Genomic DNA, 19,547 nt, shown 5'->3' with positions numbered 1-19,547 from the left:
ACATCATAATCCCGGCCGCCAGGAGTTTTTCAGCAAACTGTTAAGCGTGGGTTTGAGCCAAACGCCTCACCGCCCGCAAATCCTGCAAAAACGCCGCCTCCGCCGCGCGGCGCGCCTGCTCATCCGGCAAACGCAGCAGATAAGATGGATGCGTGGTGACAAAAGCCGGCCAATCCCCCAGTTGCGCCGGGCCGCGCGCCTGGGTAACGCAGACCGGCTGGCCGCCGACCGCCAGCGCCGCACTCGCCCCAGTGCCACCACCAGACGCGGCCGCACCAGCTCCAACTCCTTCAGCAGCCACCAGCGATAATGCTTGATCTCCCCGGTGCTCGGCGATTGGTGCAGGCGATGTTTGCCGCGCTGCTCGAACTTGAAATGCTTGACCGCGTTGGTGATGTAGCATTCCGCCCGGTCGATCCCGGCCCGCGCCAGCATCGCATCCAGAAGCTGCCCGGCCGGGCCGACGAAGCAGCGCCCCTGCGCATCCTCCTCATCCCCAGGCTGCTCGCCGATGAAGGCGATGGCGGGCTCCATCGCCCCCTCGCCCAGCACCGCGCGCGTGCCGCCGGTCACGAAGGGCGGCGAGGCCATGATGATCTGGTTCAGCGCCGCTAATGTCGTGGGAGTTTGCGCCGCCATCGCCGCCACCGCCTTTTGCGGGTCGCGTTTGGCGCTCATCGCCGCCGCGCGGGCGATCATCTCCTCCACCCGCGCCGGGGCCTGCGCCACCAGCTCTGGGATCAGCCGCGCCTCCGGCAGATTGCGCCAATATTTGCGCGGCATTTCCTTCTGCATCATCGCGGTGTTCAGGCGCGCCGGGTTGAAAATGCTTTGGTAATAATCCAGCCAGCCGGATTCGACCTCATCACTCTCCGGCACATCGCCACGCTGGCCTGGCGGGCCGATTTCCAGCCGCGTGCCGTCCCAATGCAGCGTACCCTCGGGCGTGAGGATGGACCAGACCAGGCTGCGGAAGCGATTGACGAAAAACCCTGAAGTCGCCTCCAGAATATGATGATCCGGCTCGAACCAGGCGAGGAAGCGCTCGCCCTGCGCGTCCTCGACGCGGCGGAAGCGCACGAAGGCGTGCATCTTGTGCAGATCCCGCCGCACGGCTTTCGCCAGCATCTCCAGCCGGTGGGTCAGCTTGTCGTGGCGCATCTCCAGCAGATGCGGCTCGCCATGGCGCAGCCGCCAGATCATTTCATAAAGCAGCGCATGGCGGGCCGGGTCGCGATGGCAGATCACCAGCCCGATCAGCTCCGCCGCCGCGCGGGGCAGGCTGAAGGCCGGGCCGTCCTGCGGCGGGGCAGCGCCGAACAGGCTGGCGCCCGTCTCCCATAGCACCTCGCGCGGCTTCACGCCCCGCGCCACCAGCCCGCGCACCGCGGCGCGAAAGCCGGGCAGATCCGCTCCCGGCGCCAGCGCGATGCGGGTCTGCATCAGAACAGGCTCGGCTGCACCGCGAGGCGCTGGCGCAGATCCAGCCGGTCGGTCTGCGCCGGGCGGTGATCCTCGGTGATCAGGAAGGGCAGCATGCGTTTCAGCCCGGAGCTGAGCCGCGCCACATCCGCCAGCCGCAACCGCGAGAAGCGCCGCGCCGCGATGATCTTCTCCACCGCCCGCGCCCCCAGCCCCGGCACCCGCAGCAGCATCTCGCGCGGCGCCTGGTTCACATCCACCGGAAACTGGCCGCGATTCTTCAGCGCCCAGGCGAGCTTGGGGTCGATCTCCAGATCCAGCATCCCGCCCTCGCCGCCCTGGGCGATCTCGGTGGCGGTGAAGCCGTAATAGCGCAGCAGCCAATCCGCCTGATAGAGCCGGTTCTCGCGCTGCAAGGGCGGTGGCTTCGCCGGCAGCGCGGCGCTGACCGCCTGATGCGGGCTGTAGGCGGAATAATAGATCCGCCGCAGCTTGAAATCGCCGTACAGCGCCGCACTTTTCGCCAGCACCGCGGCATCGTCCGTGGCATCCGCGCCGACGATGATCTGGGTCGATTGCCCCGAAGGCGAGAAGCGCCGCCGCTCCGCCTTGGCCTCGACGATGCGCTGCTGCATCTGCCCCATCGCGGCGCTGATCGCCGGGGCCTGTTTCTCCGGGGCGAGCCGCGCCAGGCTGGTCTCGTTGGGGAGTTCCAGATTGATCGAAAGCCGATCCGCCCACAGCCCGGCCTGCTCGATCAGCCAGGGATTGGCCTCCGGGATCGCTTTCAGATGGATATAGCCGGCAAAGCCGTGATCCTGGCGCAGCGATTTCGCCACCAGCATCATCTGCTCCATCGTGTAATCCGGCGAGCGGATGATGCCCGAGGAGAGAAACAGCCCCTCGATATAGTTGCGCTTGTAGAAGGCCAAGGTAAGATCCACCACCTCTTGCACCGAGAAGCGGGCGCGCGGCACGTTGGAGGAGCGGCGATTGATGCAATAGGCGCAATCGAACAAGCAGTAATTGGTCAGCAGGATTTTCAACAGCGAGACGCAGCGCCCATCCGGCGTGTAGGAATGGCAGATGCCGGCCCCGGTGGTGGAGCCGAGCCCGCCTTTCCCCGCCGCGCGTTTCGGCGCGCCGGAGGAGGCGCAGGAGGCGTCATATTTCGCCGCATCGGCCAATATCCGGAGTTTCGCGGTCAGGGCTGGGTCGAGAAAGGCTGTCATGGCATCGTTCACGTTATGTTCTTGTAGCGCTCTTCGTCAAGTTCCGAATGAAGCGGGCGGCGGCGAGCGCCGCGCCTGTCACGAAGCGATTTGCCCAGGCTGGCCGATGGCGCTAACCACGCGCCATCCTCCGGGCGCTGACGACCCGGCGGCGGCGCGAGGAGCGGGCATTTGAGTTTCTACTGGGCCTGGATTGCCTTCCATTGGGTTTTCATCACGGTGACGCTGATCCTCTGCGTCGTCGCCTCGATGCCGACACGCGGCTGGATGCGCCTCGGCGCCTGGGTGAAAGGCCGGCTGACCCAGCGTACCCAGTCCCGGCTGGACGCCGCCCTCGCCGCCGCGCCGCAACCTTTCACCGCGCAGACCAGCTTTTTCGCCCGTGGCGGCGGGCTGGCGCTGGATGGCGGGCGGGGGCTGGTGTTTCTGGCCATACCGGAAGGCAAGGCGCTGCGCAGCCTGGTGGTGCCGGCCGCGCATGTGCGGGTCGGCGCGGTGCGCACATTGGTCGAGAACGGGTTTCAGCAGATCGTACTGGAGCTGCAGGTGGTGGGGGACGGGCTCTGGCGCCTGCCCTGCGCGGATATGGACCTAGCCCATGACATGCAGGCCGCCCTGGCCGGCTTCGCCATGGCCGGCGGCAGCGAACAGACGGCCTGAACCTCAGCGCGTCGCGTCGGTCCGCGCGCATCTTGCCACCTCAAGTCGTATGGTCTATAGGATGACCGTATATCAAACGGGTTGCCGCCCTGAATAATCTCGGACGGCGCTCATACCATTATCGGGATGATGGGGGTATGTCCGCGCCGATGAGTATTCTCTCTACCGACAATCCGCTGCCGCTCTACGCCCAACTCTCCGAATTACTGCGCCAACGCATCCTGCGCGGCATTTTCAAGCCCGGTGACAGGCTGCCCTCCGCCGAGGAGCTGGCGAAGGAGTTTTCCCTGGCACGGGTGACGGTGCGCCAGGCGATCGAGCTGCTGCAGCGCGACGGGCTGGTGGTGGCGCGGCAAGGGCGCGGCACCTTCGTGCAACGCAACCCGGCCGCCGAGACCAGGCTGAAAGTGCAGACCACGCTGCGCGATCTCGTCACCATGCTGAAGGGCGACGAGATCCAGCTGCTGAACATCTCCGAGGGCCAGGCGGCGCCGAACCTGACCGAGACGGACGGCAAGCCGGCCGCCCATTATGTGCATATGATGCGGGTGCATCTGCGCGAGGGCACGCCTTACTGCGTGATCTCCATCCATCTCGACGAGGCGATTTTCCGCCGCGCCCCGGAGCGGTTCCGCAGCGAGCTGATGATCCCGCTGCTCGCCGCCATGCCGGAGATCGAGATCGCCCGCGCCCACCAGACCCTGACCATCGGCAGCGCCGACCCGGAGGCCGCCGCCTTGTTGAAATTGCGGGTGAATGCGCCCGTTGCCAATGTCCGCCGGGTCTTCACGGCGCCGGATGGCACGGTGATCTATCTGGGCGAGGTGATCTATCGCGGGGATCTCGTGCAGCTGGAGATGGATCTGGTCTCGTGAGTGCTGCCCCCCGCATCGCCGCGCTGCGGGCCTTCGTCTATCGCTGCCCGATCGAACATCCGGTGACCACCTCCTTCGGGGTGATGCATGACCGGCCGATGGTGGTGGTGGAGGCGGAGGATGAGGAAGGCGCCATCGGCTGGGGCGAGATCTGGTGCAATTTCCCCGCCATCGGTGCCGAGCACCGGGCGCGGATGGTGGAGCGCGTGCTGGCGCCGCTGGCGGTCGGCCAGGAGGGCGTGCCGGAGGCCGTGTTCGCGCGGCTGAGTGCCCGCACCGCCGTGCTGGCGATCCAGTGCGGCGAGCCGGGGCCGGTTGCCCAGGCCATCGCCGGGTTGGATATCGCGCTATGGGATCTGCGGGCGCGCCGGGCCGGGCAGCCGCTCTGGCGGCTGCTGGGCGGCAGCGATCCGCGCCTTTCGGTCTATGCCAGCGGCATCAATCCGGACAAGGCGGTGGAGACGGCGCTGGCGCAGCGCCAGGCGGGCTTTACCGCCTTCAAGCTGAAGGTCGGGTTCGGGCAGGCGCGGGATCTGCGCAATCTGCGCGATCTGCGCGCGGCGCTGGGCGAGAGCGCGAAGCTGATGGTGGATGCCAACCAGGGCTGGAGCCTGGAGGAGGCGGCGCGGATGCTGCCGCATCTGGCCGGCTTCGGGCTGGGCTGGGTGGAGGAGCCGCTGCGCGCCGACCGGCCCTGGGCGGAGTGGCGGCACCTGGCCGGGCAGACCGGCATCCCCCTGGCGGCGGGGGAGAATCTGCTCGGGCAGGAGGGCTTCGCGGCCGCTCTGGCCTCCCGCGCTGTGGCGGTCATGCAGCCGGACATCGCCAAATGGGGCGGGTTTTCCGGGTGCCTGCCGGTGGCGCGCGCGGCGCTGGCGGCGGGGCTGATTTATTGCCCGCATTGGCTGGGCGGCGGGCTGGGGCTGCTGGCCTCGGCGCATCTGCTGGCGGCGGTAGGGGGTGAGGAATGCTGGAGATCGATTCCAACCCGAACGCGCTGCGCGAGATGAGCTGCGGCCCGCTGGCGCGGATCACCCAGGGCCACGCCACGCTGAGCGAGGCGCCGGGGCTGGGGATTGTCCCGGACCTGGCGGCATTGGGCGCGTACCGGGTGGGGCATTAAAACGCAACGAGCGGAGGGGTGTGGGGCGTTTTTGAAAAAACGCCCCACACCCCCAAAAACTTTTGCGCGGTTTCAGCTCGGGTGTTTCACAGCTTCAGCACCACCCGGCCATCGATGCCGCCCTGTTCCATGCGCTCGAAGATCTGGTTGATATTCTCCAGACTGTCCCAGGAGAAATGCGACGCCACCTTGCCCTCGCCGGCGAACTCCAACGCCTCTTCCAGATCCTGCCTGGTGCCGACGATGGAGCCGCGCACGGTGATGCGTTTGAGCACCGTCTCGAAGATCGGCAGGCTGAAGCGCCCCGGCGGCAGCCCCACCAGCGCCATGGTGCCGTGGGCGCGCAACAGCCCGTAAGCCTGCTCGAACGCCACCGGCGACACCGCGGTGACCAGCGCCCCATGAACGCCGCCGCTGCGCTGCGTGAAGCTGGCCAGCGCCTCGGCATCGCGCGCATCCAGCGTCACATCCGCGCCGAGCTGCCGGGCAAGGGCCAGCTTGTCCGGATGGATATCCACCGCCGCCACATGCATGCCCATCGCCTTGGCATATTGCACGGCCATGTGGCCGAGCCCGCCGACGCCCGAGATCAGCACCCATTCGCCGGGCTTCACCTCGGTTTCCTTCAGCCCTTTATAGGTCGTCACGCCGGCGCAGAGCACCGGGGCCGCCGGGCCATCCTCCAGCCCGGCCGGAATCCGGCCGACATAATTCGGGTCCGCCAGCGCGTATTCGGCGAAACTGCCATTCACCGAATAGCCGGAATTCTGCTGGTCGGCGCATAATGTCTCCCAGCCGGTACGGCAATGCGGGCAATAGCCGCAGGCGCTGTGCAGCCAGGGAATGCCGACCCGGTCGCCCTCCTTCACCCGCTTCACCCCGCGCCCGACCGCCGCGACCATCCCCACCCCCTCATGGCCGGGGATGAAAGGCGGGGTTGGGCGCACCGGCCAATCGCCCCGGGCGGCGTGCAGATCCGTATGGCACACCCCGGTTGCGGTCAGCCGCACCAGAATCTGCCCCTCCGCCGGGTCCGGCACCGGCCAGTCCTCGATCGTCAACGGTTTTGTGAAGTCCCGCACCACGGCGGCTTTCATCGTCTTGGCCACACCCTCTCTCCTTTGCGCTTGCAGCGAACGCCACTGAATCCCTGCTCGCGCCGGGGCGCCATGACCCAGATCAAGCCAGCCTTGCCCGCCCCTCCCCCGGGGCCGGTCCGAAAGCGATCTTGGCGCGTATCGAATTATTGAATAAATTCGATTACAGGTAGAATTGGGGCAGATCTTGAGATAGCTTCCAACCCTACCGAGAAGGGCAAGAGGGCATTCGGGAAATGAGTTGTCAGCATCTAAGAATAATGCCGTGCCCCGGCCGCCATTCGTGTGTCTCGGTTCGCCTGAAACCGTCTTGTGGGGCGCAACAGGTCCGGCACTGGACAGGCTGAGGCGATGCAGATTTCCCAGCCGACCATCCTGATCGTCGATGACAGCCCGACCAATCGCCGCATTTACGCCCGCCTGGCGCGCAATCTCGGGGTGGAGGCGCATGTCCGCACCTTCGAGAACGCCCAGCAGGTGATCGACTGGCTGCCCGGCAACCAGGCGGATCTGCTGATCACCGACTATAAAATGCCCTTCATGACCGGCGACAAGCTGGTCGCGCATATACGCTCCTACGACCCCAACCTGCCGGTGATCGTCGTCACCGCCTATCACGACCGCAATTACCGCGTCGCCTGCCTGGAAGCCGGGGCGACGGATTTTCTGCTGAGCCCGGTCGACCATGTGGAATTCGTCACCCGGGCCCGCAACCTGTTGAAATTGCGCGCCCAGCAGCAGAACACGCTGCGCCGGGCGGAGATGCTGGAGCGGCGGCTGGCCGCCGGCGTGCCGATGCGCGAGGATTTCGCCATCGATAGCCGCGAGGCGCTGGCGCAGGTGATCGACAATGTCCCGGCGATGATCAGCGCCGCCGACCGGCATGGCAATTGCCTGTTCGTCAACGCCGCCCAGGCCGCCGCCGCCGGCGAGTTGCCGGGCGAGCTGGTCGGCCAGCCGGTGGATCTGCTATTCGGCTGGGAGCGCGGCATTTCCAGCCGCCGGCTGGACAAGCTGGTGCTGGAAACCGGCCAGCCTTTGCCCGCCCGCGAGGAGGAGGTGATGACCGCCTCCGGCGACACGCTGGTGTACCTGACCAGCAAGGTGCCGCTGCGCGATGCCAATGGCGTGGCGCGCGCGGTGCTGACCACCTCGGTCGACATCACCGAGCGGCGCAATGCCGAGAAGCGGCTGGAATATCTGGCCAATCACGACCCACTGACCGGGCTGCCCAACCGTGCGCTGCTGCGCGACCGGATCCAGCGCGAATTCGCCCGCGGCCGCCGGGGGACCAGCATTTCGCCCTGCATTTCATCGATCTCGACCGGTTCAAATCGATCAATGACAGCCAGGGCCACGCCATGGGTGACCGGCTGCTGCGGCGCATCGCCGAGATGCTGGTCGAGCTGATCGGCGAGGAGGATACGGTGGCGCGCATCGGCGGGGATGAGTTCGCGGTGCTGCAATCCAACATCACCGGACCGGAGGATACCGCGCGGCTGGCGGATTTGATCATCGCCCGGCTGAATGAGAGCGAGCATGCGCCAGAGGCGCTGAATGTGGGGGCGAGCATCGGTATCTCGATGGCGCCGCAGGACGCGCAGGACGCGGAATCGCTGATGAAGAATGCCGACCAGGCGATGTATGCGGCGAAGCTGGCCGGCGGCAATATGTGGCGCGCCTTCGCCGCCGAGATGGGCACCAATTCCAGCCAGGTGGTCAATCTGGAGCGCGACCTGCTGAACGCCATCGCGCAGCGGGAATTCGTGCTGAACTACCAGCCGCAATTCGATCTGCGCACCGGCGCGCTGACCGGCGCGGAGGCGCTGCTGCGCTGGCGCCGGCCCGAGGCGGGGCTGGTGCCGCCGGGGCATTTCCTCAGCCTCGCCGAGGAAACCGGGCTGATCATGCCGATCAATGAATGGGTGATCCATGAGGCCTGCCGGCAGATCGGGGACTGGGCGCGCCAGGGCGTCACCGGCTTGCGGGTCGGCGTCAATCTCTCGCCGATTCAGTTCCGCCGCCGCGCCATCGCCAAGGTGGTTGCCGCCGCCCTGGCCGAGACCCGGATCGACCCGCGCGCGCTGGACCTGGAACTGACCGAGGGAATTTTGCTGCGCGATGTCGATGACATCATCCCGCAGCTCAACGCGCTGCGCAGCCTGGGGGTCAGCCTGTCGCTGGATGATTTCGGCACCGGCTATTCCTCGCTCGCCTATATGCAGAAATTCCCGCTCGACCGGCTGAAGATCGACCGCTCCTTCATCCAGGGGCTGGCCGAGAACAAGAACGACCTCGCGATCGCGCGCACGATCATCGAGCTGGGCCATATCCTCAATCTGCGCGTCGTCGCCGAGGGGATCGAGACCAACGCCCAGCTCGCTCTGCTGAAAGCCGAGGGCTGCGATGAGGGCCAGGGCTTCCTGCTCGGCCAGGCGCTGGCGCCGGATGTGTTCCTGAACGAGTTGGTCTGGCAGAAATCCCAGGCCTCCTTCCTCTGCGCGGCGCGGAGCGCGCGATGAGGACGCTGAACCGGGCGGGCGATGCGCTGCGCCGGCTGCTCGCCCCGCTGGCCCAGCGCCTGCGCGGGCGCCCGGACAGCGAACATGAGATGAGCTATAACCGGCTGGTCTTCGCCGCGCTCATCATCGCGATTCTGATCCTCGGCGGCTATTCCGAAACCGCCCTCTCCGCCTTCGTGGCAATGGCGATTTATCTGGTGCTGGCGCTGGCGGGGCTGGCGCATATCATCTGGCGGCCGGGCGTCTGCCAGGTCAGGCGCTTCTATGCGCTGCTGCTCGATTGCGGCTTTCTCTCCTGGCAGCTGCATCTGGGCGGTGAACGGGTGGCGTTGTTCTACCCGGTCTATCTCTGGGTGATTTTCGGCAATGGCTTTCGCTTCGGGCTGCGTTTTCTGGCGGTTTCCGTGCCGGTGGCAACACTCGGCTTCCTGGCGGTGGTGCTCTCCACCCCGTTCTGGCGCGCCATGCCGCATCTCTCGGCCGGGCTGGCGATCGGGCTGGTCATTCTGCCCGCTTATGCCGGCACGCTGATCAAGAAACTCTCCCAGGCGACCAAGGCCGCCGAGGAGGCGAGCAAGGCCAAGAGCATGTTCCTGGCCAGTGTCAGCCACGAGCTGCGCACCCCGCTGACCGCGATCATCGGCATGAACGAGCTGCTGCGCGCCAGCAGGCTCGATTCCGCGCAGGCGGAGATGGTCGAGACCGTCGGCGTCGCCAGCCATTCCTTACAGACGCTGATCAACCAGCTGCTGGATTTCTCCCGCATCGAGGCGGGGCGGATGACCAGCACGGTGGAGGAGTTCGACCTGCTGGCGCTGCTCGTCGATGTGCGGCGCATCGTCGAGAGCCAGGTGCGGGAGAAATCCATCGCCTTCAACCTCCATGTCACCCCGCGCACCCCGGTACGGATCAAGACCAGCCGGCTGCATCTGCAGGAAATCCTGATCAATCTCGTCGGCAACGCGGTGAAATTCACCTCCATTGGTGGCGTGGTGCTGGCGGTGGATACCCGCCCCGGCGGCGAGGGCGAGTTGATCCTGCAGGTCGAGGTTTCGGATACCGGCATCGGCATCGCGGCTGAGGCGCAGGCGAAGATTTTTGAGAGCTTCACCCAGGGCGATGCCTCAATTCTCAACCGGTTCGGCGGCACCGGTCTGGGCCTGGCCATCACCAAGCGGCTGGTCGGGCTGCTGGGGGGTGAGATCGCCGTGCAGAGCAAGCTTGGCGAAGGCAGCCAGTTCCGCTTCTTCATCAAGGCGTTGCGTGCCGAGCCCACGGAGGAAATCTGGCAGGCGCCGCCCGGCAAGATCGGCCTGCGGGTGCGCAATCCGCTGAAGCGCGCGCTGATGCGCACCAACCTCGCCGCCATGGGCGCGGAGGTGGAGCTGGTCAATCCCGGCACCATGGTGCCGGCGGATGTACGCATTCTGGTGGATTACAATAATGACGGCGAGCCGCCCTCCGCCCCGGTGAGCAGCCGCGGCGCCGCGCCGATGCTGATCCAGATCCAGCCCGTCGAGGGGCCGGGCCTGCCCGATCTTGCCACCCGGCAACGCTGCACCACCCTGCTCTCGGACGATTTTTCCGACCAGGAATTGCAGCAGGCCTTGCTGATCGCCGGCCGCTTCTGCGGCGTCGCGCCGCCGATCGCAACCAGCGACGAACTGCCTGCCGCCGCGCCGCGCGCCCTGGACGCCGAGCCTGAACCGGCGCCGCTGCCGGTCTCGCTGATCCGCCGCAATGTGCTGCTGGTGGATGATAACCGGGTCAATCAGCGCGTCTTCACCCGCATTCTGGAAGCGGCCGGGCATAATGTGACGGTGGCCGATAACGGCAATCTGGCAGTGGATATTCTGGAGCGCGAGGATGAGCGCTTCGATATCGTGCTGATGGATTTCAACATGCCCGGGCTGGACGGGCTGGAAGCCACCAAGCTCTACCGGGTGATGGCGCTGGGCCGGGACCGGCTGCCCATCGTCGGGCTGACGGCGGATGCCTTCGCGCAAATGAGCGGCGAATGGCGCAGCGCCGACATGGATGGCTGTCTGGTCAAGCCGGTGGCGCCGCAGGATCTGGTGGCGGCGGTGGAAAAGATGGCCCGCATGCGCGAGCCCTCATCGGTGATCGCCCGGCTGGAGGAATGGATCGAGCCGCCGGCGCCGGTGCTGGCCCGGCCCGCGCCCGAAGAATCGCCTTTGGATGATGCGATCATCGCCAATCTGCGGCTGCTCGGCGACAGCCAGTTCCTCAACGAGCTGCTCTCGGATTTCCTCTCCGATGCGAAGGATCTGATCGATCTGCTCTCCGCCGATGCGGAAAAGGGCGATGGGCAGGAGTTTCGCAACCATGCCCACGCGCTGCGCAGCTCGGCGGCGAATGTCGGGGCGAAGGCGCTGGGCAATCTCTGCACTCCCTGGGGCGGCTTACGCGGCAGTGAGCTGAAGGCCCAGGCGGGCGCGTTCACCAGCCGCGCCCACACTGAGTTGAAACGGACAAGACAAGCGGTGATGGCGCTTGGCACGATCCGCCGGGCGAACAATCAATGATCGTCGGCCCGGCCGGCATCGCCAAAGCTGCCCTCACTCGGCGGCCATGATCATCGAAGCCTGAGGCTGCAGCGCCGCCAGACGGCGGTCCTGCGCGGCGCAGAGCTTGTCCATCTTGCGCAGATCCGCCTCGGTCAGATTGACGGCCGCCTCGGCCCAGATATCGACGACATCGATCAGCTCTTCCAGCGTGATCGGGTTCACCCGGCGGCGGGCGCGCAGGGTGGCCATATGCGCATTGAACTTCCGGTTATGGCGGGCGATGTAATCCTGCGCCACGGCGGCACCCTGACCATCCTCGGCCAGCACATCGACCACGCCGATTTCATGCAGCTCCTCGGCGGTGTAGATGCGGCCCGAAAGGATCATTTCCTCGGCCTTCTTGCGATCGACCCGGCGCGACAGGAAGCTGTAGGCGCCCATGCCGGGGAACATGTTGAACAGGATTTCCGGCAGACCCATCTTGGCGCTGCGCTCGGCGACGATCATGTCGAAGGAGAGCGCATGCTCGAAACCGCCGCCCAGCGCGTCGCCCTGGACCAGCGCCATGGTGATCACCGGGCTATCGAAGGCGATGGTGTTGCGGTGGATCGCCTTGACAGCGACATGGCCGTAATGGCGCATGGAATCGAGGTCGCCCTGGCGGATGCGCTGAGCGAAATGGCCGAGATCACCACCAAGATTGTAAATCCCTGAACGGCGGAGGCCATCACGAACCAGGAGAAGGGGGTGTTTTCGCGGCGCGGGGCGCGGGAGAAGGAGGAGGTGATCAGCTCCTGCATCTCGCTGATATCCTGCATCAGCTCATGGGTGTAGGAGGGGCGGCCGGGCGGGGTCATGTGGCACCACAGCGTGCTGCTCGGCGCATCCAGATCCAGCTGGATGTTCTCAAACCGGCGGTTGAGAAGGGTCTGCAGCGCCAGGCCCTGGAAATCCTCGTTCTGAGAGGAGGTGGCGCTGTCGTTCTGCAGGCGGGCGGTGGTGGCGAAATTGACAAAGTTCATCTCAACTCTCCGTAGGTTCCATAAAAAAACCAACCGTGCGAAGCCCGAACTACGAGACTCCATCTCCCGGCTGTGGCCGCACTATGGACTGAAATTTTGAGTAGAGTTTAAAAAATTTTCCGATCTTTAAGTAGTTTTTATGGCGTGAAACGAAGTTTCGGCGGGCATCATAGCTTTAGCGGAACAAACAGCCCCCTGAGATTATTGCAAAAACAACCCATTTCGGGCGCGGGCTGGAGTTGGAGGCGTAAAGCCGTGGAAAAATTTTCTAACTTATCAAAGCATTAAAAATGCATATGGCGACGATTTTACGCCACGCGGCCACCGCCGGGCGATCGCCGCGCCAGGGAACGCGGCTGCCCCGTCCCGCCGCTAACGGCACTTCTGGCGCTTCGCGCGGTTTTGGCACCGGCTGAGTCGCAAAAACCCGCACCAGCGCCATAAAATATTCACAGACATCGCCCCGCCCGGCCGCGAAGCGGGCACAAAAAAGGGCGGCCGAAGCCGCCCTTTTCAGATGATGACCGCCGTCAGGCTCAGGCGACGCGGCGCCCCGCAGCCAGCAGGCGGGCGCGGGTCGCGGCCGGCACCTGGCGGGCGGATTTCGCCCGCGGGTAGGGCAGCTCGGCGATCGCGGTCTCCGGCGCGCTGCGCTCATCCCAGTTGTGGAAATGCATGCGCTCGATGTTATCGACGAAGCTTTCCGCCGCCACGCCTTCGGCCAGCAGCAGCTCATGGCTGGCCAGCTCGACATGGTAGTAGGTGAACTGGGCCGGGATGTCGCGCTCGCGCACGATGCTCTCGCCATTCACCAGCGCCCCTGCCTGGACCAGCACGCCGTCCAGGAAGATCGCATGGTCGGGCGAGACGCAGAGATCGCGCTTGGGCAGGTTTTCGCCCAGGGCGCCGGCCTTGATCCGCACCGGGTAGGAGCGGATCGGGTCGGCGAAGGCCTTGGCGACATGGCTCTGTCCCAGCCAGCGGATCGGCAGAGCGCGGCCATCCTGGGTCAGCACCAGGTCGCCCTCGCGCAGAGCCTCAACGGCAACCTCGCCGCTCGGCGTGGCAATGTTGGTGCCGGCGCAGAAGCAGAGAGTGACGACCAGCTGGCCGGAGGCATCGCTCACCTTGGCCCAGCTGGCGCTGTCGCCGGAGCTCAGGCTCAGCGCGATGGTCACGGCGGCGCCGTCAGTGGTGTCGCTCACCACCAGCGTGCCGTTATTATAGGTCTCGGTCAGCTTGTCGGCGCTGGAGCTGAGCGAGAAATTGGCAGCACCCAGCGTAATCGCGTCGGTGCTGCCGAAATTCGTCAGCGTCTCGTTCAGCACATGGTTGGTGACGTTGCTGCCGGTGAAATCCACCGCGCTGCCCGCACCATTGCCTTCCATGTTGATCGGCCCGGAGAGCGAGCCCGCCGCGATGATGGTGCCGTGATCATAGATCGCCGAGAAGCTGGAGCCGGAGGCCAGCGAGGCGGTGACACCGCTATCCACCGTCAGCGTGCCCGGGCCGGTGATGGCCTTGCTGTCGCTGAAATTGGAGGCGATGGTCACCTGCGCGCCGGAGGTCAGCGAGACCGCCGTGGCGTCGGTGCCGCCGAGCACCAGCGTGCCGCTATCGGTGATCGCGCCCAGCGTGGTGGCGCCGGTCAGGGTCGCGGAACCTGACACGGCCAGCGTGCCGGTGCCGGTCAGCGAACCGGCGTCGAGGAAGGCCGCACCGGAGGCGACGGTGATGAAGCCGTTATCCGTGACGCCGCTGCTGCTCACCGAGGCGGCATTGGCGCCGACGACCACTGTCTCCTTGGCGGAGATCACGTCGCCTGGGGCGACATTGCCGGAGAAATTATTCGCCTGCTCGAAATTCGAGCCATTTGCACCCGTGAAGGTGAAGGCGGTGGCAATGGTCGGGGCCAGCTCTATGGTGACGCTGTTGGTGCCGATCAGATTGACGAAGGAGCCGCTGGTCAGGGTGGTGCCGGAGACGCCGGCCAGAGACACGGTGTTCGTCCCCAGCGCGTTGCCGGAACTGTCGGTCAGGGTCTCGGTCAGCACGCCATTGGCGTAGCTGATGGTCAGCCCTTCGCCGGCCGGGATGGAGACGCCGGTGGCGACCAGCTCATCGGTGGTGCCGAAATTCGTCAGCGCGGGCACGGTATTTCCCAGCGCCATCTGCAGCACGCTGCCAGCGCCATTGCCTTCCATATTGACCGGGCCGGAGAGTGAACCGGCGGCAATGATGGTGCCGAAATCATTGATCGCGGCGAAGCTGGAACCGGAGGCCAGGGACGCGGTGACGCCCTTATTCACGGTCAGCGTGCCGAGGCCGGTGATGGCCTGGCTGTCGCTGAACGCGCCGGAGAGGGTCACCTGCGCGCCGGAGGCGAGCGAGATGGCGGCGGCATCGTTGCCGGCCAGCACCAGCGTGCCGCTATCGGTGATCGCGCCCAGCGTGGTGGCGCCGGTCAGTGTGGCGGAGCCCGCGACGGCCAGCGTGCCGGTGCCGCTCAGCGAACCGGCATCGATGAACTTCGCACCGGAAGCGACGGAGATCACGCCGTTATCGGTGACGCCGCTGGAGGTGACGGACGCGGTGTTGGTCGCGATGGTCACGCGCTCATTGGCGGAGAGCACATCGCCCGGGGCAACGCCGCCGGAGAAGTTCGAGTAGAGTTCGAAATTCGAATTGGTGGCGCCGGTGAAGACGTAGGAGGTGGCGGCGGTCGGCGCGGTTTCGACCAGCTCGCCATTGGCGCTGGAGAGCACCACGAAGGAAGAGGTGGAGAGGCCGGTGCCGGAGATGCTCAGCTTGGTGCTGGCCACGGTGGCGCCGTTGCTGCTGGTCTCGGCGATGGTGAGCGCGCCGTTGGCGTAGCTGTAGGAGATGCCCTCGCCGCTGGTCAGGGCCGGCAGCACGGAGGCGCCGAGATCGATCACATCATTGCCGGTGAAGCCGGTGATGGTGCCGCCGAAGCCGGCGCTGTTGTCATTGACGATCAGCTCGTTCGGGGAGCTGGCGGAACCCAGCGTGCCGAAGACGACGCTGAGCGAGCCGTCATTGCCGGCGGTGTTGTAGAGCCCGAAGGTGGCACCATTCTGGATGGTGATGGTGCCCGCACCGGTGATCGACTCGTTGCTGCTCAGCTGGGTGCCGGGGCCGCTGACGACCATGGTGCTGGCCGCGGTGACGGTGCCGTTGGCGCCAACCAGGGTGTTGGTGCCGCTGGAAATGGTGCTGGGCGCGGCGGAGATATACTCGGCCCCGGCGCTGTTGGTGCCGATCACCACCGGGCTGGCCAGGCTGCCGGCCAGGGTCAGGGTGGTGGCGGTGCCGCCGTTATGGGTGGTCAGCAGCGTGTTGCCGCCGGCGCTGGCGAAGGTGATGTTGGAGGCGCTGGTGAAACCGTCGATCTCCAGCGTGTCACCTGAGGTGAAGCCGGCGATGGTGCCGTTATTCAGCGTGCCCTGGGCAACCGAGAGGGTGTTGCCGCTGCCGGAGAAGGTCACTTCCTCCTGCGTGGCAAAGCCCGCGGAGAGGGTGGCGTTGCCGCCGTTCTCGATGACGATATAGCCATCGATGGTGGTGGAGGAGGAGGCGGTGTTGGCGCCGTCCAGCACGGTGGCCTCGATGTTCAGCTGGCCGCCATTATCGACGACCCAGCCGGCATTGTAGAAATTCGAGACAGTGGCGGTCTGCCCTGCCATGGTCCCGGCGGTGATGTCGATGAGACCCGTGCCGCTGACCGAGATCAGGCCGTAATTGATCAGGCCGTGCAGCGCCTGGGCATTGCCGCCGATGGTGTTGGCGATGCTCAGCGTGTCGCCGGAAGCGGCGTCGATCAGGCCGAAATTTTCGTTGATCGTCTCGACGGTCAGCGTGTCGGTGCCGCTGGCATAGACCGACATGTAAGAATCGTAGCGCGGCGTGGAGGAGAGCGCGCCATGCAGACCGGTCATCGTGGTGCCGGCGGCGGTGGTGCCGCTATTGCCGTAGAAAATACCCAGCGCTTCGCCGCCGATGGTCAGGTTGGCGCCGCTGGTCAGGGTGATGCTCTCACCCGCGACCTGGTTTTCTTGCAGGACATAATAGGTTGTGTTGTTGGTGGTCACGGTCTGGGCCACCATGATCACGCTGGCGTTATTGTCCGTCGGGGCCAGATAGGGCTGGGTGCTGTTGGTGCCGGAAATGACGATGGACTGGTTACCCGTCGCGGAGGAGGCCGGCGCATAACCGCTCCAGTTATAGTCGTTGTACCAGTTGCTCGAGTACGAGCCGTTCCACGTGTCAGACATTCCCAGCACTCCAATGAAGCCAGCCAGGACGGCTCCCGGCACGCGCGAAAGTTAAATTTGCGTATGCTAAACCATCAAAAATCGGATAAAAAAAGGCACATCAGCCAAATTTATCTACAAATTTCCGTGAGTGGCGATTAAAAACTGTATGTTACGTTTCTTTTTTTGTCTTGTTTTTAGTTATAACCACTGACAACGCTGGGTTCAGACCGCGCTTGGCGGACATTTCACACGTCTCACCCAGCGCTGCTTTTGTTGAATTCGATATTATGTTGATATCGTAACTTAATGAATAGACGCGTTGATGAATCGCGGAGTCACACGAATTGCCGCCTCTTCGCCGCCAGCTGTGAGGACGGCGCGGTCAACCGGGCGGCGGGACTCGCCCGCGCCGGGCGGTTCAGCCGCGCAAAATCTCGTCCATGGCGCTCAGCAGCCGCCCGGCCTCGGCCGGGCCAAAGACCAGAGGCGGGCGGATTTTCAGCACATTCGCATCCGGCCCGGTGGCGCTGATCAGGATGCGCCGGTCGCGCAGCCCGTTGACGATCTTCGCTGCCACTTCGGCGCTAGGCGCGCCGGTCCGCGCATCGCGCAGCGCCAGCCCGATAAACAGACCCGCCCCGCGCACCTCGCCGATCTCGCCATGGCGGGCGCCGAGGCCGCGCAAGCCCTTCATCAGCAAGGCGCCGGTGCTGCGGGCCTTCGCAATCAGCCCGTCCCGCTCGATCACATCCAGCACCGCCATGCCCACCGCGCAGGAGACCGGATTGCCGCCGAAGGTGTTGAAATAGCGCATCGCCTGGCCGAACGCGTCGGCCAAAGCGGGCTTCGCGAACAGCCCGGCCATCGGATGGCCATTGCCCATCGGCTTGCCACAGGTGACGATGTCCGGCACCACCCCATGCCGGGCAAAGCCCCACATGCCATCGCCGGTGCGCCCGAAGCCCGCCTGCACCTCATCGGCGATGAACAAGGCCCCCGCCGCGCGCGCCGCCTCCACCGCCGCGGCCAGGAAGCCCGGCGGGTCGGCATAGACGCCATCGGAGGAGAAAATCGTATCCACGATCAAGGCCGCCGGGCGGATGCCATGGCGGGCGAGGTCGGCGAAGGCGGCGGCGACATTGGCGGCAAAGCGCGGGCCGGGATTTTCGCCGGAAGGTGCCGGCACGGTGCGCACATGCGCCCCCAGCGGCGAGGCTTTGCCGAGTGAGGGCGAAAACGCCGCCACCGCCTCGGTGACGCCATGATAGGCCAGCTCGGTGACGACGATGCCGCTGCCGCCGGTGGCGTGGCGGGCGATGCGCATTGCCAGATCATTCGCCTCGCTGCCGGTGCAGGTGAACATCGCCCGGCCGATCTCGGCCGGCAATGTCGCCAGCAGCCGCTCGGCATAGGTGAGAATGGTCTCGTGCAGATAGCGCGTATGGGTGTTCAGCGTGGCGGCCTGGGCGGTGAGGGCCGCCACCACATGCGGATGGCAATGCCCGACCGAGGCGACATTGTTATAGACATCCAGATATTCATTCCCCTCCGCATCCCATAGGATACAGCCCAGCCCGCGCACCGGATGCACCGGGGTGCGGTAGAATAGCCGGTAGGCCGCCCCCAGCGCCGCCTGGCGGCGAGCGACCAAGGCGGCATCGGCAGCGGGCAGCAAAGCGGCATCCCGCGCCGAGAACGCGTTGACCATGCCGGCATTGGGGCCTGAGGCGGAGGGCGGAGCGTCGGTCATCTTGGGTCCTCGGATTACGGCGCGAAAAGCAGCGCGGCGGCCTCGTCCCCGCCGCGTCCAGGCGGGCAAGGGCGCGCGCGGCGCTGGGGGCGTTGCGCAAGATATAGTCCGCACGGTGCGGATTACGGGCGGCGCGCCAATTGGCAATGGTCAGGGTCAACGCCGCGCGCGCGCCGGTCAGAGCCGGGAGGAGCTGTTGCTCCAGCTTCGTCAGCGGCAACATGGCGCCATAGGCCCGCACGCAGGACGGGGCATGGCCCAGAGCGCCTTCGCCGCGCGGCACCAGATAGGCCAGCGCCACCGCCAGATCCTGCACCAAAGGGGCCTGCAGCATATCGCCGAAATCGATCACCCCGAGCCGGCCGGCTTCATCGCGCATGATGTTGTAGGGGTTGAAATCATTATGCACGATCTGCTGGCGCAGCGCCCCTGATGCGGCAGCGCCGCCGCGCGGTAGCGGGCCAGAGCGCGCCGTGCCAGCGCCTGATGCGCCGGATCGGCGATCATCTCCATCATCCCGGTATAATCGGGCAGCCGCCGATGGTCCCAAAGCAGGGTGCGCTGGGCGGCCTTGTGGGTGAAGCCGGCCAGGCCGCGATCGAGCCCGGCCAGCATGTTGCCGATGGCCGCCGCATCCGCCGCGTTCAACGCCTCACCGCCAATCTGTGCGCCGGGGACATAGGAGACCACGAGCATGATATGCGCCGCCCCCGCCTCGTCGTGGATACGGGGAAATACCTCCCCGGTCAGCGTCCGGCGCACGCGCGCGGTGCCCAGATCCGGCGCGGTGACGGCGAGATGGTCGAGTGCCGCCGCCTGCAGCGCCAGAGCCTCCGGCGGCTCGGCGATATTGGCGATTTTCACCACCCAGTCCCGCCCGGCGCCGGTATCCAGCCCGAAGGTGAGGTCCTTTTCGCTGGGCAGCCGCGTCAGCGTGCCGTGCAGCCCGTATTCACGCGCCAGAAACGCCAGGATTGGCGGCAGGGCGATATCGGGCGGCGGGGTTTCCAGAAGATCGAGCGCGGCTTGGTGGGACATGGTC

At 66.0% G+C, this 19,547-nt stretch carries 16 protein-coding genes; 7 read left to right on the top strand and 9 right to left on the bottom strand.

Annotation, left to right across the window (positions count from 1 at the left end; translation table 11 throughout):
- Positions 1-66: 66 nt before the first annotated feature.
- Entirely contained in the window at positions 67-1,443 is a 1,377-nt protein-coding gene (locus tag GT370_RS19760; RefSeq protein WP_270183630.1) for a UdgX family uracil-DNA binding protein, read from the bottom strand.
- The gene (locus tag GT370_RS19755) at positions 1,443-2,654 is read right to left on the bottom strand and encodes a putative DNA modification/repair radical SAM protein (RefSeq protein WP_008495472.1); all 1,212 of its coding nucleotides are present in this window, start codon (positions 2,652-2,654) and stop codon (positions 1,443-1,445) included. Before GT370_RS19755 ends, GT370_RS19760 begins: the two co-directional genes overlap by 1 nt.
- A gap of 171 nt (positions 2,655-2,825) precedes the next feature.
- On the opposite strand from GT370_RS19755, the gene GT370_RS19750 reads away from it, so the two are divergent.
- The 4 genes from GT370_RS19750 (at position 2,826) to GT370_RS19735 (ending at position 5,312) form a co-directional block, all read left to right on the top strand.
- Positions 2,826-3,314: a hypothetical protein gene (locus GT370_RS19750; protein WP_008495470.1), complete on the top strand. Its 489-nt coding sequence runs from the start codon at positions 2,826-2,828 to the stop codon at positions 3,312-3,314.
- A gap of 149 nt (positions 3,315-3,463) precedes the next feature.
- Complete coding sequence (locus GT370_RS19745; RefSeq protein ID WP_039885667.1) at positions 3,464-4,189, top strand: GntR family transcriptional regulator; 726 nt, start codon at positions 3,464-3,466, stop codon at positions 4,187-4,189.
- Positions 4,186-5,199, top strand: coding sequence for a mandelate racemase/muconate lactonizing enzyme family protein (locus GT370_RS19740; RefSeq protein ID WP_270183629.1), 1,014 nt, complete (start codon positions 4,186-4,188; stop codon positions 5,197-5,199). Before GT370_RS19745 ends, GT370_RS19740 begins: the two co-directional genes overlap by 4 nt.
- Positions 5,157-5,312, top strand: coding sequence for a hypothetical protein (locus GT370_RS19735; RefSeq protein WP_270183628.1), 156 nt, complete (start codon positions 5,157-5,159; stop codon positions 5,310-5,312). The genes GT370_RS19740 and GT370_RS19735 overlap by 43 nt, the downstream gene beginning before the upstream one ends.
- 86 nt (positions 5,313-5,398) lie before the next feature.
- Here GT370_RS19735 and adhP read toward each other — a convergent pair whose 3' ends face one another.
- A complete protein-coding gene (gene adhP, locus GT370_RS19730) occupies positions 5,399-6,421 on the bottom strand; it encodes an alcohol dehydrogenase AdhP (RefSeq protein WP_008495467.1) in 1,023 nt (340 codons plus the stop codon).
- 339 nt (positions 6,422-6,760) lie between these two features.
- Here adhP and GT370_RS19725 point away from each other — a divergent pair, with 339 nt between their 5' ends.
- From GT370_RS19725 to GT370_RS19715, 3 genes are read left to right on the top strand one after another with little or no spacing between them, the layout of a single operon-like run.
- Positions 6,761-7,819 carry a response regulator gene (locus GT370_RS19725; RefSeq protein ID WP_270183627.1) on the top strand — a complete coding sequence of 353 codons (1,059 nt, stop codon included), beginning with the start codon at positions 6,761-6,763 and terminating at the stop codon, positions 7,817-7,819.
- On the top strand, positions 7,714-8,931 hold the full coding sequence (locus GT370_RS19720) for a putative bifunctional diguanylate cyclase/phosphodiesterase (RefSeq protein ID WP_270184436.1): 1,218 nt from the start codon (positions 7,714-7,716) through the stop codon (positions 8,929-8,931). The genes GT370_RS19725 and GT370_RS19720 overlap by 106 nt, the downstream gene beginning before the upstream one ends.
- Positions 8,928-11,477 (top strand): ATP-binding protein, encoded by a 2,550-nt coding sequence (locus GT370_RS19715; protein WP_008495465.1) that lies wholly within the window; start codon positions 8,928-8,930, stop codon positions 11,475-11,477. Before GT370_RS19720 ends, GT370_RS19715 begins: the two co-directional genes overlap by 4 nt.
- A gap of 33 nt (positions 11,478-11,510) precedes the next feature.
- Here the strand turns inward: GT370_RS19715 and GT370_RS19710 are convergent, their stop codons facing one another.
- From GT370_RS19710 to GT370_RS19690, 6 genes are all read right to left on the bottom strand, one after another.
- Positions 11,511-12,125 carry a crotonase/enoyl-CoA hydratase family protein gene (locus tag GT370_RS19710; protein ID WP_270184435.1) on the bottom strand — a complete coding sequence of 205 codons (615 nt, stop codon included), beginning with the start codon at positions 12,123-12,125 and terminating at the stop codon, positions 11,511-11,513.
- Complete coding sequence (locus tag GT370_RS19705; protein WP_270183626.1) at positions 12,032-12,481, bottom strand: hypothetical protein; 450 nt, start codon at positions 12,479-12,481, stop codon at positions 12,032-12,034. The genes GT370_RS19710 and GT370_RS19705 overlap by 94 nt, the downstream gene beginning before the upstream one ends.
- A gap of 536 nt (positions 12,482-13,017) precedes the next feature.
- Positions 13,018-16,773 (bottom strand): Hint domain-containing protein, encoded by a 3,756-nt coding sequence (locus tag GT370_RS19700; protein ID WP_008495463.1) that lies wholly within the window; start codon positions 16,771-16,773, stop codon positions 13,018-13,020.
- A gap of 400 nt (positions 16,774-17,173) precedes the next feature.
- Entirely contained in the window at positions 17,174-18,406 is a 1,233-nt protein-coding gene (locus tag GT370_RS19695; RefSeq protein WP_442865552.1) for an aspartate aminotransferase family protein, read from the bottom strand.
- Complete coding sequence (locus GT370_RS21765) at positions 18,294-18,884, bottom strand: hypothetical protein (RefSeq protein ID WP_442865551.1); 591 nt, start codon at positions 18,882-18,884, stop codon at positions 18,294-18,296. The genes GT370_RS19695 and GT370_RS21765 overlap by 113 nt, the downstream gene beginning before the upstream one ends.
- Positions 18,854-19,543, bottom strand: coding sequence for a phosphotransferase (locus GT370_RS19690; RefSeq protein ID WP_270183625.1), 690 nt, complete (start codon positions 19,541-19,543; stop codon positions 18,854-18,856). The genes GT370_RS21765 and GT370_RS19690 overlap by 31 nt, the downstream gene beginning before the upstream one ends.
- Positions 19,544-19,547: the final 4 nt, after the last annotated feature.

The organism is Acidocella sp. MX-AZ03 (assembly GCF_027626035.1).
GTDB lineage: Bacteria > Pseudomonadota > Alphaproteobacteria > Acetobacterales > Acetobacteraceae > Acidocella > Acidocella facilis.
Note: the sequence above shows the minus strand (reverse complement) of the source record. Positions and strands in the feature narration are given on the sequence as shown.